General features: G+C 66.0%; 11 protein-coding genes and 2 tRNA genes. 9 read left to right on the plus strand and 4 right to left on the minus strand.

Features of this window, described 5'->3' with window-relative positions:
- Positions 1–90 precede the first annotated feature (90 nt).
- Positions 91–1,521 carry a zinc-dependent metalloprotease gene (locus QF031_RS06250; RefSeq protein WP_307425513.1) on the minus strand — a complete coding sequence of 477 codons (1,431 nt, stop codon included), beginning with the start codon at positions 1,519–1,521 and terminating at the stop codon, positions 91–93.
- Between the two features lie 136 nt (positions 1,522–1,657).
- Here QF031_RS06250 and QF031_RS06255 point away from each other — a divergent pair, with 136 nt between their 5' ends.
- From QF031_RS06255 to QF031_RS06275, 5 genes are all read left to right on the plus strand, one after another.
- Positions 1,658–2,869 carry a YlbL family protein gene (locus tag QF031_RS06255; protein WP_370874493.1) on the plus strand — a complete coding sequence of 404 codons (1,212 nt, stop codon included), beginning with the start codon at positions 1,658–1,660 and terminating at the stop codon, positions 2,867–2,869.
- Between the two features lie 180 nt (positions 2,870–3,049).
- Positions 3,050–6,034, plus strand: coding sequence for a UPF0182 family membrane protein (locus QF031_RS06260; RefSeq protein WP_307433179.1), 2,985 nt, complete (start codon positions 3,050–3,052; stop codon positions 6,032–6,034).
- A 121-nt stretch (positions 6,035–6,155) separates the two neighbouring features.
- Positions 6,156–6,229 (plus strand) — tRNA-Met (locus QF031_RS06265).
- Positions 6,230–6,377: 148 nt separating this feature from the next.
- A tRNA-Met gene (locus QF031_RS06270) sits at positions 6,378–6,451 on the plus strand.
- Positions 6,452–6,590: 139 nt separating this feature from the next.
- Positions 6,591–7,523: a cytochrome b/b6 domain-containing protein gene (locus QF031_RS06275; protein ID WP_307425516.1), complete on the plus strand. Its 933-nt coding sequence runs from the start codon at positions 6,591–6,593 to the stop codon at positions 7,521–7,523.
- A 24-nt stretch (positions 7,524–7,547) separates the two neighbouring features.
- On the opposite strand, the gene QF031_RS06280 is transcribed toward QF031_RS06275, so the two are convergent.
- The 3 genes from QF031_RS06280 to QF031_RS06290 form a co-directional block, all read right to left on the minus strand.
- A complete protein-coding gene (locus QF031_RS06280) occupies positions 7,548–8,975 on the minus strand; it encodes a cryptochrome/photolyase family protein (RefSeq protein ID WP_307425519.1) in 1,428 nt (475 codons plus the stop codon).
- A 90-nt stretch (positions 8,976–9,065) separates the two neighbouring features.
- Positions 9,066–9,854: a PspA/IM30 family protein gene (locus QF031_RS06285; protein ID WP_307425521.1), complete on the minus strand. Its 789-nt coding sequence runs from the start codon at positions 9,852–9,854 to the stop codon at positions 9,066–9,068.
- A 107-nt stretch (positions 9,855–9,961) separates the two neighbouring features.
- On the minus strand, positions 9,962–12,025 hold the full coding sequence (locus QF031_RS06290; protein WP_307425524.1) for a TPM domain-containing protein: 2,064 nt from the start codon (positions 12,023–12,025) through the stop codon (positions 9,962–9,964).
- 283 nt (positions 12,026–12,308) lie between these two features.
- On the opposite strand from QF031_RS06290, the gene QF031_RS06295 reads away from it, so the two are divergent.
- The 4 genes from QF031_RS06295 (at position 12,309) to QF031_RS06310 (ending at position 16,745) form a co-directional block, all read left to right on the plus strand.
- Positions 12,309–13,952, plus strand: a complete 1,644-nt coding sequence (locus tag QF031_RS06295; RefSeq protein ID WP_307425528.1) for a trypsin-like peptidase domain-containing protein — start codon at positions 12,309–12,311, stop codon at positions 13,950–13,952.
- Positions 13,953–14,208: 256 nt separating this feature from the next.
- Positions 14,209–15,000: an electron transfer flavoprotein subunit beta/FixA family protein gene (locus tag QF031_RS06300; protein ID WP_307425531.1), complete on the plus strand. Its 792-nt coding sequence runs from the start codon at positions 14,209–14,211 to the stop codon at positions 14,998–15,000.
- A 13-nt stretch (positions 15,001–15,013) separates the two neighbouring features.
- Complete coding sequence (locus QF031_RS06305; RefSeq protein WP_307425534.1) at positions 15,014–15,961, plus strand: electron transfer flavoprotein subunit alpha/FixB family protein; 948 nt, start codon at positions 15,014–15,016, stop codon at positions 15,959–15,961.
- Positions 15,962–15,965: 4 nt separating this feature from the next.
- Positions 15,966–16,745, plus strand: a complete 780-nt coding sequence (locus tag QF031_RS06310) for a PIG-L deacetylase family protein (protein WP_307425537.1) — start codon at positions 15,966–15,968, stop codon at positions 16,743–16,745.
- Positions 16,746–16,807: the final 62 nt, after the last annotated feature.

The raw sequence follows: 16,807 nt of genomic DNA on the forward strand, positions 1-16,807 counted from the left end.
CATTGTCCGGAGCACCGGTCGCGACGCCAAAAACCCCGGTGGGCCAGGAGGTCCTGGCCCACCGGGGTTTTAGGCCGGGATGTCTAAGTGTCAGCCCTTCGGCTGGTCAGTTCCGCCGTCGTCGTCCTTGCCCCCGTCAGCTCCGCCACCCGCGGATCCGCCCTCTTCGGAGGTGTCGTCAAACCCGCCGCTCAGCAGCTTCTGCAGGGCATCATCCACCTCGCTGTCGCTGGCTTCGGCGAGCTTGCGGCGGGAGCTGAAGCCCTTCGGGTCATCCAGGTCCTCGGCGGTGGGCAGCAGGTCGGGGTGGTGCCAGATCGCGTCGCGGCCCTCAATGCCGCGTTCCTCCTTCAGGGTGGCCCACAGGGTGGCGGCATCGCGGAGCCGGCGCGGACGCAGCTCGAGTCCCACCAGGGAAGCGAAAGCGTGCTCGGCGGGACCGCCCGTTGCGCGCCGGCGCCGCACCGTTTCGCGCAGCGCGCCGGCTGACGGAAGGACCTTTTCGGTGGCAGCAGCGGTGAGTTCGTCCACCCAGCCCTCCACCAGGGCCAGCGCTGTCTCAAGCTTCTCCAGGGCCTGCTCCTGCGCGGGGGTCCGCTGCGGCATGAAGACGCCCTGGGACAGGGCCTCCTGGATGCCCTCGGGGTTGCTGGGGTCGAGGTCGCGGGCAAGCTCCTCGATGCGTGAGGTGTCGATGTGGATGCCGCGGGCGTAAGCCTCGATGGCGCCCAGCAGGTGTCCGCGGAGCCAGGGGACCTGCACGAAGAGCCTCGCGTGAGCGGCTTCCCGGACGGCGAGGAACAGCCTGATGTCGTTCTCAGGCAGGGACAGGCCCTGGCCGAACGCGGCAACATTCGTTGGCAGCAGCGCCATTTCAAGGTCGGCGAGCGGTACGCCGATGTCGGTGGAGCTGACCACGTCCTGGGACAGGGCGCCGATGGCCTGCCCCAGCTGCATGCCGAAGATGGCGCCGCCCATGTTCTGCAGCATGGAGGAGGCCCCGCCCATCATGGCCTTCATTTCCTCGGGCATCTGCTCCGTCATGGCGGAGGACAGGGCGTTGGCGATGCTGTTGGCGACGGGCTCGGTCAGCCGCTTCCACGTCCCCAGGGTGGCCTCCACCCATTCTGCGCGGGACCAGGCCTTGCCGATCAGCCCTGTGGAGGGCAGGTCGGTGACAGGGTCCAGCCACAGCTCCGCGAGGCGGAGGGCCTCGTCCACGTCCCGCGACTGCTGTGCGGTGACCGACGGGTCGGAACTGCTTGCGGCCACCCTGCGGGCATTGTCGTGGGCCAGTGTCCAGTTGACGGGGCCCTCGGACGGGGAGCTCATCATGGCCTGCACCTGGGAGAACATTTGTGCCAGCAGGTTGGGGTCATCCGGCAGGCCGGCAGCCTTGGCGAGTTCGGCGGGGTCGAAGTTCTCCATCCCCTTGCCGCCCATCAGGTTCTGCAGCATTTCGGTCAACGGATCTTTTGGATTGTCGTCGCCGTTGGACGGATTGAGTGGGTTGGAGGTCATGGTCCCGCCGATCGATGGTGTGACTGTTGATCAACCTTCACGGTACCCCGGCGGGGGTCGGCTGTCTGCCGCCTGCCGCCGTCGTTCGCTCTAGGCAAAGCGTCCCCGGCCCCCCTCACCGCGTACTGTTGGTGGGGTGACTACAACCCGTGGCGGCCATCCCTCCGAGGACCACGTTCCCGATGTTTCCCCCTTCTCCACTCCCGGCCCCTTTGGAGCCGGCGGCCCGCGGGAACGCACGGGCAGCACCGGTGTTGCGGGCGCGGGCGAAGGCAACGGAGCGGCCGACGGCGGACGTCCCGTCCGGCGGCTTTCCACCATGATGGTTGCCGGGCTGGCGGCGTTGGGGCTGGGGATCGCCGTAGGCACACTTCCCGTGCCCTACGTCATCGAGTCGCCCGGACCCACCTACAACACGCTGGGGGAGAGCCAGGGCCATCCGGTGATCAATGTCAGCGGCCATGAGACATATCCCGCTGCCGGGAGCCTGGACCTGACCACGGTGTACGTCGACGGCGGCCCCACGGGCTCCGTCAGCATCCTGACTGCCTTCTCCGCCTGGCTGGACGGTTCCAAGTCCGTCTACCCGGTTGAACTGATCTATCCCACGGGCACCACCAAGGAAGAGGCCCAGGAGCAGAGCGCGGTGGCGATGGCCACGTCCCAGGAGAACGCCGTGGCCTCCGCGCTCAACGAACTGAAGATCCCGTTCGGCCAGCAGCTCCAGGCCGCGGACCTGTCCAAGGATTCGGCGTCCGCGGGCAAGATCCAGCAGGGGGACATCCTCAAGACCATCAACGGCAAGGACATCACCGCGCTGTCCGTCGTCCAGGATGAACTGGCCGCAGGCAAAGGCGCGCCGGCCACGGTGACGGTGGAGCGTGCAGGCCAGCCCGTCACTGTCCAAATCACCCCCAAGGACAACGGCCAGGGCCGCTTCATCCTGGGTGTCATGCTGAAATACCTCTTCACCTTCCCCTTCCAGGTCCAGATTTCCCTGGACAAGGTGGGTGGGCCCAGTGCCGGGCTCATGTTCTCGCTGGGCATCATCGACACCGTCACGCCGGGCGACCTCACAGGCGGCAAACACATCGCGGGCACCGGCACCATCTCCCCGGACGGAGCGGTAGGCCCTATCGGAGGCATTGCCCAGAAGATGCGGGGTGCGCGCTCGGCCGGGGCCACCCTCTTCCTGGCCCCCGCCGGCAACTGCGAGGAGGTTGCCGGCCACGTTCCCGACGGCCTCCAGGTGGTGCGGGTGGAGAACCTTGCCCAGGCCCGGCACGCGGTGGAACTGGCAGGAACCGGGCAGGATGCCTCCGCCCTGCCGGCATGCACCGGCAAATAGCCACTGGGCCAGCAGATAGACTGCGCCCAACTAGACTCGACAGGAACTAAGCTCTACCGCCACTCGTGGCAATGATGACGGACGAAACCAGCCGTTTGACCGGTACCGTACGTCGCTCGCACGCTTCGAATTTCGACGACCAGCTATGAGGTACCCAGTTTGTCCCGTCCCGCCAGCACCATGTCCACAGGCAGGCCCCCTTCACGACGGGGCGCCCTGACGCCCACCTTGATCGTCGTCGCCCTTGTGGTGGTGGGTTTCATCTTCTTCGCCAACGTCTGGACCGACGTCCTCTGGTACCGGCAGCTGGGCTTCGTCGAGGTTTTCGTCACCGAGAACCTCGCGAAGCTCGCGACATTCGCCGCGGGCTTCGCCATCATGTTCGCGGCCGTTTTCTTCTCAATCCGCATCGCCTACAACGCCAGGCCGGTCTACGCGCCTGACTCCGAGATCCGGGACAACCTCAACCGGTACCAGGCCCAGCTGGAGCCTGTGCGTCGGATTGTCATGGTCGGCCTGCCGGTCCTCTTTGGCCTGTTCGCGGGCAGCGCGGCGGCGAGCCAGTGGCAGAAGGTCCTGCTGTTCTTCAACCAGGTTGGCTTCGGCCAGGCCGATCCGCAGTTCAACATGGACATCAGCTTCTACCTGATGACCCTGCCGTTCCTCGGTTTTGTCACCGGGTTCCTGATCAGCGTCGTGGTGATTGCAGGCATCGCCGGCATCCTCACCCACTACCTCTACGGCAGCATCCGGCTGATGGAGCGCGGCGTGTTCACCAGCCGCGCGGCGCAAATCCACATCGCGGTCACGGGTGCAGCCTTCCTGGTGCTCCTGGGCGTGAATTTCTGGCTTGACCGCTACTCTTCGGTGCAGGGCAACGGCGGCCGCTGGGCCGGCGCCCTCTACACCGACGTCAACGCCGTCATCCCCACCAAGGCCATCCTTGCCGTTGCCGCCGTCCTGGTGGCCATCCTCTTCATCGTGGCCGCCGTGATCGGCCGCTGGCGGCTGCCGGTGATCGGCACCGCCATGCTGATCATCACCTCCATCCTGGCCGGCGGCGTTTATCCGTGGGTCATCCAGCAGTTCCAGGTCCGCCCCTCGGAGCAAACACTGGAGCGGGAGTACATTCAGCGCAACATTGATAACACCCGCAGGGCGTATGGCCTGGACAGCGTCCAGGAAACCCGGTACGACGCAACCAACACGGCAAACACCGGCGCGCTCGCCCCGGATGCCCAGACCACCGCCAACATCCGGCTCCTGGACCCGAACCTGATTTCTGACGCCTTTGCGCAGCTGGAACAGTACCGCCCGTACTATCAGTTCCCCAAGGCCCTCAACGTGGACCGCTACGAGGTGGACGGCAAGGTTCAGGACACCGTAATTGCCGTGCGGGAACTGAACCCCACCAACGTCGCAACCAACCAGCAGGGCTGGTTGAACCAGCACGTCGTCTACACGCACGGCTATGGTGTCGTGGCGGCCAAGGGCAACAAGTTCACCGTGGACGGCAAGCCCGAATTCCTGCAGTCCGGCATCCCGTCCACTGGCGTGTTGGGCAACGACACCACCTATGAACCGCGGATCTACTTCGGTGAGACCTCGCCCGAATACTCGATCGTGGGCGCCCCCGACGGCGCCACGCCCCGCGAGCAGGACCGGCCCTCCGGCAAGGAAGGGGAGGGCGAAACCCAGTACACGTTCAAGGGCAATGGCGGGCCGAACGTTGGCTCCTTCTTCAACAAGATCCTCTACGCCATCAAGTTCCAGTCCTCCGACCTGCTGCTCTCGGACGGCGTGAACCCGGCGTCGCAGATCCTGTACGACCGCAACCCCCGCGAACGTGTCCAGAAGGTGGCCCCCTACCTGACGGTGGACGGCGGCGCCTACCCGGCGGTCGTGGACGGCCGGGTCAAGTGGATCGTGGACGGCTACACCACAAGCCAGTATTACCCGTACTCGCAGCAGAAGTCGCTGTCGGATGCCACCGCCGATTCCCAGACGAGTTCCGGCCGTGCGGTGGCCCTGCCCAACAGCACCGTGAACTACATCCGCAACTCCGTAAAAGCCACTGTGGACGCCTATGACGGCTCGGTGACCCTCTACGCCTGGGACGATACCGATCCCGTCCTCAAGGCCTGGCAGAAGGTCTTCCCGTCCTCCGTGAAGCCGTACTCGGAGATGTCAGGGGCGGTCATGAGCCACGTCCGCTACCCGGAGGACCTGTTCAAGGTCCAGCGGGAGCTGCTGGGGCAGTACCACGTGACCGATCCCATCAGTTTCTACAAGAACAACGACGCGTGGAGCGTGCCTGCCGATCCCACCGTGGATACCGACGTGAAGCAGCCCCCGTTCTACATGTCGCTGCAGATGCCGGACCAGGAGAAGCCGGCCTTCCAGCTGACGTCGTCCTTCATCCCGCAGATTGTCAATGGAAACGCACGTAACGTGCTGTACGGCTTCCTCGCGGCGGATTCCGATGCAGGCAACCAGGCCGGCGTGAAGGCCGACGGCTATGGCAAGCTGCGGCTCCTGCAGATCCCGCCAGAGACGCAGGTTCCCGGCCCGGGGCAGGCGCAGAACAAGTTCAACTCCGATCCCACCGTGTCGCAGGCGCTTAACCTGCTTCGGCAGGGTGCCTCGGACGTCCTGAACGGCAACCTGCTCACCCTGCCCGTGGGCGGCGGCATCCTCTACGTCCAGCCGGTCTACCTGAAGTCGACAGGTGAGACGTCGTACCCCACCCTGCAGCGCGTCCTGGTGGCGTTCGGTGACAAGGTGGGTTTCGCCCCGACGCTGGACGCGGCGCTCAAGCAGCTCTTCGGTGGGGACTCGGGTGCAGCAGCGGGTGACTCCGCCAACAACGGCCAGACCCCCGCTGGCCCGGCAGCACCCGCCACGCCTGCGGAAGCGGACGCCAAGGCCCAGCTAAAGGCGGCCCTGGACGAGGCCAACTCGGCCATCCAGGCGGGCCAGGCCGCGCTGGCGGCCGGCGACTTCGCTGCCTACGGTGACGCGCAGAAGAAGGTTTCTGCAGCGCTGAAGAAGGCCATGGACGCCGAGGCCAAGATTCCGGTGACGGCTCCGGAGGCCAACCCGGCCCCTGCGGCTTCCGGCTCACCTTCGGCCACAGCTTCGCCGTCCGCCTCAGCCGGGCAGTAGTACGACGGCGGCGGCCCGGCATCCGAGCCCTTTGGGGGAGCGGGTGCCGGGCTGGCGTAACGGACGTCACCCCGTTCCGATTTGGCCTGCGGTTCACCTCCCGGTAAAGTAGTTCTTGCGACGCGGGGTGGAGCAGTTCGGTAGCTCGCTGGGCTCATAACCCAGAGGTCACAGGTTCAAATCCTGTCCCCGCAACTGAGGAAAGGCCCGGACACTGGAAACAGTGTCCGGGCCTTTTGCTTTCCCCGTTGCCAGCGGCAGCACCGCCGTCGGACGTTCGGAAAGTGACGCCAGCGCGACTGGTCCGGGCGGCGGCAAAAGTAGGGTAGTGTTAATCAAGCGACGCGGGGTGGAGCAGTTCGGTAGCTCGCTGGGCTCATAACCCAGAGGTCACAGGTTCAAATCCTGTCCCCGCAACTTATGAAGGCCCCGTCCGGCAGTTACGCCGGTCGGGGTTTTCCTTTTCCTTGGATGCGCTTGGTTCCTAGTATTCTCTTTCGAAGGGTCCCGCCATCTGCGGGCAGACCCCAGTCATTCCTGAGAGGTATGTAGTTCGATGGCCACACCCACGAAGAAGCCCGGCGCCGCGACGGGTAAGCGGTCCCGGCTTTACTGGATGGTTCCCGCCGTCCTCGTGGCCATGGTCCTGGTGGTGCTGATCGCCAAGCTGCTCATGGGGCTTCCAGCGGTGGCCTCCTTCGTTGCCGCTTATCCGGGCCAGTCGGAGCTGCCGGACAACGCCCCGGTGGGATTCCCCGCATGGCTGGCGTGGCAGCACTTCCTCAACGCTTTCTTCCTGCTCCTCATCATCCGCACCGGGTGGCAGGTGCGGACCACCACGCGGCCCAGCGGGCACTGGACCAGGAACAACAAAGGATTGATCCGCACCAGGAACGCGCCCACCAAGATCAGCCTTGAGCTCTGGTTCCACCTGACACTGGATGCCCTCTGGATCCTGAACGGCGTCATCTTCGCCGTCCTGCTGTTCGCTACCGGGCAGTGGATGCGCATCGTCCCCACCAGCTGGGACATCTTCCCGAACGCCGTCTCAGCCGCCCTGCAGTATGCGTCGCTGGACTGGCCTACGGAGGACGGGTGGATCAACTACAACGCGCTGCAGCTCCTTGCGTACTTCGTGACTGTCTTCATCGCGGCGCCGCTGGCGTTCATCACAGGCCTGCGAATGTCCGGTGCCTGGCCAAAGAAGGCGGCGGGCCTCAACAAGGCGTTCCCGATCGAATGGGCCCGCGCCGTCCACTTCCCCGTAATGATCTACTTCGTGGCCTTCATCGTGGTCCACGTCTTCCTGGTCCTCACCACCGGTGCCCTGCGGAACCTGAACCACATGTACGGTGTCCGCGACGGCGACAGCTGGTTCGGTTTCTGGGTATTCCTCGCCTCCGTCGCCGTGATGGTGGCCGCCTGGTTCCTGGCCCGCCCCATCTTCCTGCGGCCCATCGCCTCGCTCATGGGCAAGGTCAGCCGCTAAGGCTGTACCTCCGCGAGGACCCCGTCAGGTGCTCTTGATCTTCTGGTACGCATCGAGGGCCCGTTCCCGCGACCCGGCTAGATCGACGAGTGGTTCGGGATAGCCCTCCGCATCAGCCGCCCACGGTTCGTGGATGGCCTTGCCCTTGAGGCCCCGGAGCTCGGGAATGAAGGTCCGCAGGTAACTGCCGTCGGCGTCGAACTTTTTGCTTTGGGTGACGGGGTTGAAGATCCGGTAGTAGGGCGAGGCGTCCGCCCCGGACCCGGCCACCCACTGCCAGTTGGCGGGGTTGTTGGCGGCGTCGGCATCCACCAGCGTGTCCCAGAACCAGCGCTCCCCGACCCGCCAGTCGGTCAGGAGGTTCTTGACCAGGAAGGACGCGGCCGCCATCCGCACCCTGTTGTGCATCCAGCCTGTCTGCCACAGCTGCCGCATCCCGGCATCCACCAAGGGGTACCCGGTGGTTCCCTGCTGCCACGCAGCCAGCTCCTGCCGGCTGGTGGAAGCCCACTGGAAGTTGTCGAACGCCGGCCGGAAGTTGCGGGTGGCCAGGTCCGGGTTGTGGTACAGCAGATGCCAGTTGAATTCCCGCCACCCCAGCTCGGCCCGGTAGGTGCCGACGTCGGAAGGGACTTGGCGCGGATGCCGGCGCCGGATTTCCCGCCACACGCGGAAGGGGCTGACCTCCCCGAAACGCAGGTGCGGCGACAGCCGGCTGGTGCCTTCCGTCCCGGGCAGGTTCCTGCCGGTTCCGTACTCCTCGATGGGCCCGTCCAGGAAGTCCTGCAGGCGCTGCTGTGCGCCATTCTCGCCTGGCCGCCAGGTGGCAGCCAGGCCCCCGCTCCAGTCGGGAGAGGTGGGCAGCAGCTTCCAGCTGGCCAGAGTGTCACTGCCAGGCAGCCCGGGGCCGGCTGGGGCGGGAGCGGGCAGCGAATCCGGTGCCTCGAGCGGGTCGCGGATTTCCTGTGACGCGAGGCAGGCGCGCCAGAAGGGGGAGTAGACCTTGTAGGGCCCACCGGAGCCGGTGCGGATGGTCCAGGGCTCGAACAGCAGGTTTGCCTGGAAGCTGGCGGCCTGGATGCCATTGGCGCCGGCCCAGTCCTTGAGGTCGGCGTCGATGGTCTGCTCCGGCTGCGCGTAACGGCGGTTCCAGAAGACATGGGTGGCTTTCGTCTGGGTGGCAAGCTTCCTGATGGCCTCTCCCGCCGGACCCCGGCGAAGCACCAGGCGTGATCCCTTGCCTTCGAGGTCCTCGGACAGTGCAGCCAGGGAGTGGTGCAGCCACCAGCGGGCCGCCCCACCAAGGGGGCGTACACCGTCGGACTCCTCGTCCAGGATGTAGACCACCGTGAGCGGCATGCCCCGTCCCGCCGCCTCGGCGAGGGCCGGGTTATCGTCCAGGCGCAAATCGTCACGCAGCCAGACCAGGGACGTTCCTTCGGAAGAAGTCATGGCACCACGCTACACACCGATGACACGGCGATGGCCGGGACTGCGGTCCCGGCCATCGCCGTGTATTCGCTGAAGGCGTGACGCCCAGGTTTACAGCTTGTCGAAGTCTGCCTCGTCCAGCGTTGATTCTGACGAGGCGGGGCTCGCTGCACCCAGGGCAGGCTTGGAGTTTCCGGCCTTGAGGGCCGCCAGGCGGGCATCAATTTCGGTCTGCTCGCCCAGATCCTCCAGCTGGTTGAACTGCGCGTCCAGGCTGGATGCGGCCAGTTCCTCCTGGCCGCGGACCTTGGCCTCTTCGCGGCGGATCTTCTCCTCGAAGCGGCCCACTTCGCTGGTGGGGTCCATGATGTCAATGCTCTTGATCGCGTCGTGGACCTGGGACTGCGCCGCTGCCGTCTTGGACCTGGCTACCAGTTCGTTTCGCTTGCTGGTCAGCTGGTTGAGCTTGTTCTTCATCTGGTCCAGGCCGGTTTTCAGCTTGTCCACCACCTCCCGCTGTGAGGCGATGCTCGGCTCTGCACCCTTGGCTTCATTCTCCGCAGCCATCTGGCGCTGCAGGGCCACCTTTGCCAGGTTGTCGAACTTTTCGGCGTCCGTTACGTCACCGGCAGCGCGGAACTCGTCAGCCTTGCGGGAGGCGGCAAGCGCCTTGTTCCCCCAGTCGCGGGCGTTCTTGACGTCTTCGTTGTAGTCGTCTTCCAGCATGCGGAGGTTGCCGATGGTCTGTGCCACGGCCGACTCGGCTTCGGCGATGTTGTTGGTGTAATCGCGGACCATCTGGTCCAGCATCTTCTGCGGGTCCTCGGCGTTGTCCAGCAACGAGTTGATGTTCGCCTTTGCCAGCTGCGCGATCCGGCCGAAAATGGACTGCTTAACCATGGTGTTTGCCTTTCGTCCTGCTCTGTGTTGACCACTGGAACCGGTGCACAGTGGTGTACTGCGTCTGTCCGCCTGCCGGGATCGTCCGGCGTGTCCGGCGGAAGTTTTTAGAAACTGCCGGAGTCTCCGCCGCCGAAATCGCCGCCGCCAAAGTCCCCGCCACCGAAGCCGCCGCCGTCGCCGCCGAAGCCGCCGCCGCCGTCTCCGCCCCAGCCACCGCCGCCGCCCCAGCCTCCATGGCCCCCGTTGAGGATGGAGTTGATCAGGATGCCGCCCAGGATGGCGCCGCCCAGTCCGCCGCCGCCTCCGCCGCCGAACATGCCGCCACGGCCGTAGCCCTGGTTGGCGTAACCGTCAAAATGGTCGACGTCGGCCTGGGCCAGCTGCGCCGCCTGTGCCGCAAGGGCATGCGCCTGCTGCGCGTAGGTGAGCGCGGTGACCGGATCGGTGCGGGCGATGGACAGCGCATAGTCGAGGTTCCGCTGTGACTCTGCGAGCCGGGTACGTGCCTCGGTCCCTACACCGCCGCGCCGGGCGGTGATGTAGTCGGACGTGGCACTGATCTGGGCCTGGGCCGACATGATGGTCTGCTGCAGGGATGCCTGTGCGCGCCTTGCCTGCTCCTGCTGGTCGCGGATGCCGGTCAGGGCCTGGTCCAGCGACTGGTGGGCGGTCTCCACCCGCTGAAGGGTGGCGATGGGGTCGATCTTTCCGCCCTGGATTTCGGTCTTCACCTGGGCCAGCGCGGCCTCCACCGCGGCTACAGGGCCCGCCAGCTCCGCGTGGGCGCCGGACTGGATCATGGCCTTCGCCTGGGCCAGGTCCTGGGAAGTGTCCACCACCGCGGTCTCGAGGCCGTTGCGGGCCTCGTCCAGGTTGGCGGCGACCTTGGAAATGGCGTCCAGCAGGACGTTGGTCTGGTGCAGGCTTTCCTCTGCGGCCCGGACGGCGACTGCGGCCATGCTGCCCTCGCCCTCGCCGAGCTTCTGCTGGGCTGTTTCGGTGGCATTCTGCACGAAGGCCAGGCGTTCCTTGGCCTGCACGATGTTGTCCGAAACCTGCACAAGCGCGCTGTCCGCGTACTTGGACCGCATGGCCGCCAGGGACTGCTCTGCGCTGGCGATCTTGGTGTCCGCCTCGCGGGCGCCGGCGTTGACGGCCGCAAGGGCCTGCGGAGCGTTCTTCTCCAGCTCACGCAGCGAATCGAAGTCCGCCTTCTGCTCCTGGAGGGATTCGAGGGCGGCCTCGGAGCGGCGGATGATCTCGCCCAGCCACGTGCGTTGCTGTTCCTCGGTATCGGGGATGTGGTCATCAAGCTGCTGCTGCAGTTTGAAGGACTCCGTCATGTGGGCCTTCGCTTCCGCGAGGGCCTTGGTGAAGTTGCCGACGGCAGAATCCCCGTACTGTGCCTGGGCGAAGCCGAGTTCCTGCTCACTGGACTTGATGGCGTCATCCGCCTCGATCAACAGTGAACCGCTCTTCCGGCGGAGTTCCTCCACGCTAAGCGACGCCAGCGGGTCCAGCTCGGCACCCTGGGGACCGTAGCTTCCGCTGGACGCCGCCTGGCCGGCAGCCTTCTTCCGGCGGTTGCGGTAGTACAGGTAGGCGCCGCCTCCGACGGCCACGACGCCTGCACCCACGAGCAGGCCGGCACCGGCTCCGTCACCGGATGAGACGTTGCCGCTGCCCCCGCCGGCCGCATCTCCGACGGCCGAGGCGGTGTCAATGGCGGCCTGGGCGAAGTCGCGCTTGCCGCCGGCGAGGTTGGCCACCACCGCATTCTGGGTGATGTTGGAACGCTTGGAGTAGATGGCGCTCGCCGAATTGGGGGAGAAATAGTACTTGCCCTGATCGGTGGCAATGGCAAGGATGACGTCCGCCTTGCCCATGCCCTTTGCCTTTGCCACAGCCTGGCTCCAGGCCGTGGGGTCAGAGGGGTTGTCGAACGACTTCACCGTGACCACGTACAGGTTGTACTTGTGGTCCTTCAACAGCTTCTGGATGGCATCCTGGACCTCACCCTTGCGGCTGCCCAGCACGTTGGCGTTGTCAACGATGTTGGTCCCGGAAGGAATGGTCACCGGGTCTTCAGCCCATGCGGCGCCGGCGGGTACCGCCAGCAGCCCGGCAAGGCCGATCACGGCGAGGATACGTTTGAACTTTGACCGCATGTGCAACCCTTCAGCACGCCTGACACCGATTCGGGACGAATCAGTCGTCGAATCCAACAGCGCCCCCACGCTTGGTGTGAAGCCGCAGGTCGCTGTGGCAATTCATCTTGATTCTATGGTGCACCCCACAGCCAGTCCATGCGGCCGAATATGCCTCCAGCGAAAACGCCTCGCGGGGAGGATGGCCTTCCTCCAAGCGTTCAGGAAGCTCTCAGCAAACATCCGAGCTTGTTCCAGCGGGACGGTTCATAGTTAATGGCAGACGAGGATGAAAGGAAGTCCCATGACTGAGAATCAAACCCCAGGACCGGTCCCGGAGGACAACCGCGCTGACAGCCGGAGCGCTTGGCAGCAGCAGGGCCCGCAGCAACCCGGAGACCGCCCGGCGGACACTCAGTATGGGAACGCAGGCGGGAGCACTCAAAACAACCCAGCTCCGCAGAATCATGCCCCCGAAAACACTACGGAGCGGATTGACCGGCCGCAGTCAGGTCACCATCACACCCAAGAGTTGCCGGGGGCGCCACGTCCGGTATACCCGCAGCGCCAGCCGTTCTACGGGCAGTCCGCACAGTACGGACAGCAGCAGCGCCAGGACGGCCAGCCCGGATATTACGGCCAGCAGCAGAACCAGAACGGCCGGCCCATGGACGGGCCGGGGCATGGCATGCCTAACGGGAGCGTGGGCCTGGCCCCCAATCCCAAGGACGCCCCGCGCCGGAAGGCCTCCTTCGGCGTCGGCACCCTTGTGGCCAGCATCCTTGCCGCAGGCCTGGTGGGCGGCGGAGTCGCTACGGTCGGTGCGGGGGAGCTCGCCGGAAACAACAGCGCCAGCACCTCGAGCATTGGCAGCAATAGCCAGCCCGGCACGGTGATCGTCAACAACAAGGACGACGTCAACGCCATCACCGCAGCGGCAGTGAAGGCCTCGCCCAGCGTTGTCACCATCAGCGCCACTAGCGGCAGTTCCGGTGGCACCGGTTCGGGGATCGTCCTGGACGACCAAGGGCACATCCTGACCAACACGCACGTGGTGACCCTGGATGGCCAGACCGCCAACGCCACCCTTGAAATCCGCACCAGCGACGGAAAGGTCCTGCCGGCGAAGCTGGTGGGCACCGATCCCTTGTCCGACCTCGCCGTCATCAAGGTGGACGACACCTCCGGTTTGACCCCGGCAACCCTCGGTGACTCGTCCAGGCTGAACGTGGGGGACACTGCCATCGCCATCGGTTCCCCGCTGGGCCTGACCGGGACCGTCACGGACGGCATCGTGTCCACCCTCAACCGGACCATCAGCGTGGCATCCTCGGCTGCGCCCAAGGGCGGGGATAACAGCCAGGGCGGCGACCAGGGCTTCCAGTTCGCCCCTCCGGGCGGCGGGCAGAGCCAGCAGAACTCCAATGAGGGCTCAATCGCCATCAATGTGATCCAGACTGATGCAGCCATCAACCCCGGCAACTCAGGCGGCGCCCTGGTGAACAGCAGGGGCGAAATCATCGGCGTGAACGTGGCCATCGCCTCCGCCGGGTCCGGCACCTCCACGTCCCAGAGCGGCAACATCGGCGTGGGGTTTAGTATCCCCATCAACAACGCCAAGCGGGTGGCCCAGGAAATCATTGACAACGGCAAGGCCTCCCACGGCCAGCTTGGCGTGAGTGTCAAGGCCAAGACCACGTCGGGCGGAGCCTCAGAATTCTCCGTCGGAGCCGACGTAGCCACCGTTGATGCCAGTTCCGCAGCAGGAAAGGCGGGCATCAAGGTGGGCGACGTCATCACCAAGTTCAACGACCTCACCATCGGCGAACCCAACCAGTTGACCGCGGCCGTCCGCGAGCAGCCGGCAGGATCCAAGGTCAAGATCACTGTCCAGCGCGGCGGCAGCGAGCAGACGTTCGACGTCACGCTGGGTGCGGCTGCCAGCTAACCCAGACGGCCGCAGCGCCAATTAATTGACGACGGCGGCGTCCCCACCCGTGGGGGCGCCGCCGTCGTCGTGCTGCGCCGGGGAAGCGCTGCTGCCCCGGGAACGGGGCTGAAACAGGCGTTAACGGAAGAGGGCGCCGGGACGCGCCGATATGGTTAGCTAGGAGCTACCCGCCTGCCGGGCATTCCGCGGCCATGCCTACCCGGCTGGCTGTCCACAAGCATGGAAGGCTGCTGTAAACACAGTGGAAGAGACATTGAAGATCGTAGTCCTGGTCAAACATGTACCGGACGCCCAGTTCGACCGCCACCTCAACGGGGAGGGCAACACCGCGGACCGCGACGAAAGCATTCTGTCCGAGCTTGACGAATACGCCCTCGAAGCAGCGCTGCAGCTGGCGGAGGCGCGCGGCGGAAGCAAAGCCGGCAACCAGGTCATCGCCCTCAGCATGGGCCCGGCCCGGGCAGTGAACGCGGTGAAGAAGTCGCTGCAGATGGGCGCCACGGAGGGCGTGCACCTTACCGACGACGCCCTGGCCGGCTCCGACGCCGCCGCCACCTCGCTTGCGCTCGCCGCAGCCGTACGCCACCTGGGCAGCGTGGACCTGGTCATCACCGGCATGGCCTCCACCGACGGCGAGACCTCGCTGGTTCCGGCGCAGCTGGCCGAGCGGCTCGGGCTCCCGCAGGTCACCTTCGCTTCCACGCTTGAGGTGGACGGCGGCCGGCTGACGGCCCGCCGCGACGCCGACACCTCCTCTGAAACGGTGGAGGCACCGCTGCCCGCCGTCGTGTCCGTCACGGACCAGATCAACGAGCCCCGGTACCCCAATTTCAAGGGCATCATTGCCGCCAAGCGCAAGAGCATCACCACGCTGTCCCTGGCCGACATCGGCGTTGACCCCGCCCAGGTGGGCTTCGCCGGTTCCTGGACCACCGTGACCAGCGCGGAGCAGCGGCCGCCCAGGACCGCAGGCACCATCATCACCGACGAGGGCGACGCCGGCATCAAGCTGGTTGATTTCCTGGCCGCCCAGAAGCTGCTCTAAGAGGGACATCGACATGGCAAAAGTACTCGTATTCATCGACAACCCCGGCGCGTCACTCAAGAAGAGCAGCCTCGAACTGCTGACCCTGGCCCGTTCCCTCGGCGAGAGCACCGTCGCGCTCAACGGCGAGCTTTCGGACGGCGTCGCTGCCACCTTTGCCGAGTACGGCGTGGGCAGCATCCTGCGCCCGTCGGCCCAGGACCTGGATGACTTCCTGGTGGCACCCAAGGCCGCCTATGTGGCCGCCGCTGCCGAGACCACAGGCGCCAACATCGTCCTGCTGGACAACTCGCCGGAAGGCAAGGAGATTGCTGCGCGGCTGGGCATCAGGCTGAACGCCGGCGTCATCACCGACGTTGTCGCCGTGGACCCGGACGGCACGGCCCACAAAGCGGTGCTGGCCGGTTCCTACAACACTGCCTGCAAAGCCACCACCCCGGTGTCCGTGCTGACCCTCAAGGCGAACAACGTCACCCCGGACCCTGCCCCGGCCGCCACCAGCCCTGAGACCGGCACCGTGGAGGTTCCCGCGGTGGCCGCGGCGGCCCGCATCACCGCGCGGGAGCAGAAGGTGGCCAGCGGCCGCCCCGACCTCACCGATGCGCGGATTGTGGTGGCTGGCGGGCGCGGCATGGACGGCGACTTCGGCCCCGTCGAAGAACTGGCAGATGCCCTCGGCGCAGCCGTCGGCGCCTCCCGTGCCGCCACGGACGCGGGCTGGATCAGCCACGATGCCCAGGTGGGGCAGACCGGCAAGACCGTTTCGCCGCAGTTGTACATCTCTGCGGGCATCTCCGGCGCCATCCAGCAGAAGGCCGGCATGCAGACATCCAAGGTCATCGTCGCGGTTAACAAGGATGCTGAATCCCCGGTCTTCGAGATCGCGGACTTCGGTATCATCGGCGACGTCTTCGATGTCCTGCCGCAGGCCGCCGCCGAAATCAAGAAGCGCAAGGGCTGATTCTTTGACTGCCTCCCTTGGGCAGGCAGGGAGCCCGTTCAACCCGGACATCCACCGGGTTGGGCGGGTGCTCTGTTTTGCGGCCCATCCTGACGACATCGACTTTGGCGCTGCCGGAACCGTCGCAGCCTGGACGGCGGCCGGCGTGCAGGTCAGCTACTGCATCATGACCGACGGCGACGCGGGCGGCTTCGATCCCGCGCACCGTGCGGACATCATCGCCATGCGCGACGCCGAACAGCGCCGGGCTGCGGAGATGGTGGGTGTCAGCGATATCCATTACCTCCACCAGCGGGACGGGTACCTCGAGCCGTCGCACGAGGTGATGAAGGAGGTGGTGCGGCTGATCCGCAAGCTGCGTCCCGACGTCGTCCTTGCCATGCACCCGGAACGGAACTGGCAGCGGATCCAAAAGAGCCACCCTGACCACCTGGCAGTGGGGGAGGCGGTGACCCGGGCAGTGTATCCGGCACTCGAGAACCCGTTCGCCTATCCGGAACTGGCCGAAGCCGGGCTGGAGGCCTACAAGCTGCCCTGGCTCTGGCTGTACGCGGGGCCGGAGGAACGGGAAAACCACTTCGTCGACGTCACGGGCCACGTGGACGCCAAGCTGTCCGCCATCCATGTCCACGTCAGCCAGCACCCTGACGTGGCGGCCATGGAAGCCACCGTCCGCCGAGGGATGCAGCTCAACGCCGCCAGGGCAGGCATGCCGGAAGGGCGCAGTGCCGAGGCCTTCCATGTGGTGGCTGTCAACGGACCCGGCACCATCGCCGGCTTCTGAGCCACGCAAAAGTGCCCCGTTCCTTTGATGAAAAGGAACGGGGCACTTGGCGTTGATGAAGG

Source organism: Pseudarthrobacter defluvii, assembly GCF_030816725.1.
GTDB lineage: Bacteria > Actinomycetota > Actinomycetes > Actinomycetales > Micrococcaceae > Arthrobacter > Arthrobacter defluvii_A.

Excerpts from the sequence above, each read along its gene's own strand:
- QF031_RS06250 (WP_307425513.1), bottom strand. The coding sequence starts at position 1,521 with ATGACCTCCAACCCACTCAATCCGTCCAACGGCGACGACAATCCAAAA.
- QF031_RS06260 (WP_307433179.1), top strand. The coding sequence starts at position 3,050 with ATGTCCACAGGCAGGCCCCCTTCACGACGGGGCGCCCTGACGCCCACC.
- QF031_RS06275 (WP_307425516.1), top strand. The coding sequence starts at position 6,591 with ATGGCCACACCCACGAAGAAGCCCGGCGCCGCGACGGGTAAGCGGTCC.
- QF031_RS06280 (WP_307425519.1), bottom strand. The coding sequence starts at position 8,975 with ATGACTTCTTCCGAAGGAACGTCCCTGGTCTGGCTGCGTGACGATTTG.
- QF031_RS06285 (WP_307425521.1), bottom strand. The coding sequence starts at position 9,854 with ATGGTTAAGCAGTCCATTTTCGGCCGGATCGCGCAGCTGGCAAAGGCG.
- QF031_RS06290 (WP_307425524.1), bottom strand. The coding sequence starts at position 12,025 with ATGCGGTCAAAGTTCAAACGTATCCTCGCCGTGATCGGCCTTGCCGGG.
- QF031_RS06295 (WP_307425528.1), top strand. The coding sequence starts at position 12,309 with ATGACTGAGAATCAAACCCCAGGACCGGTCCCGGAGGACAACCGCGCT.
- QF031_RS06305 (WP_307425534.1), top strand. The coding sequence starts at position 15,014 with ATGGCAAAAGTACTCGTATTCATCGACAACCCCGGCGCGTCACTCAAG.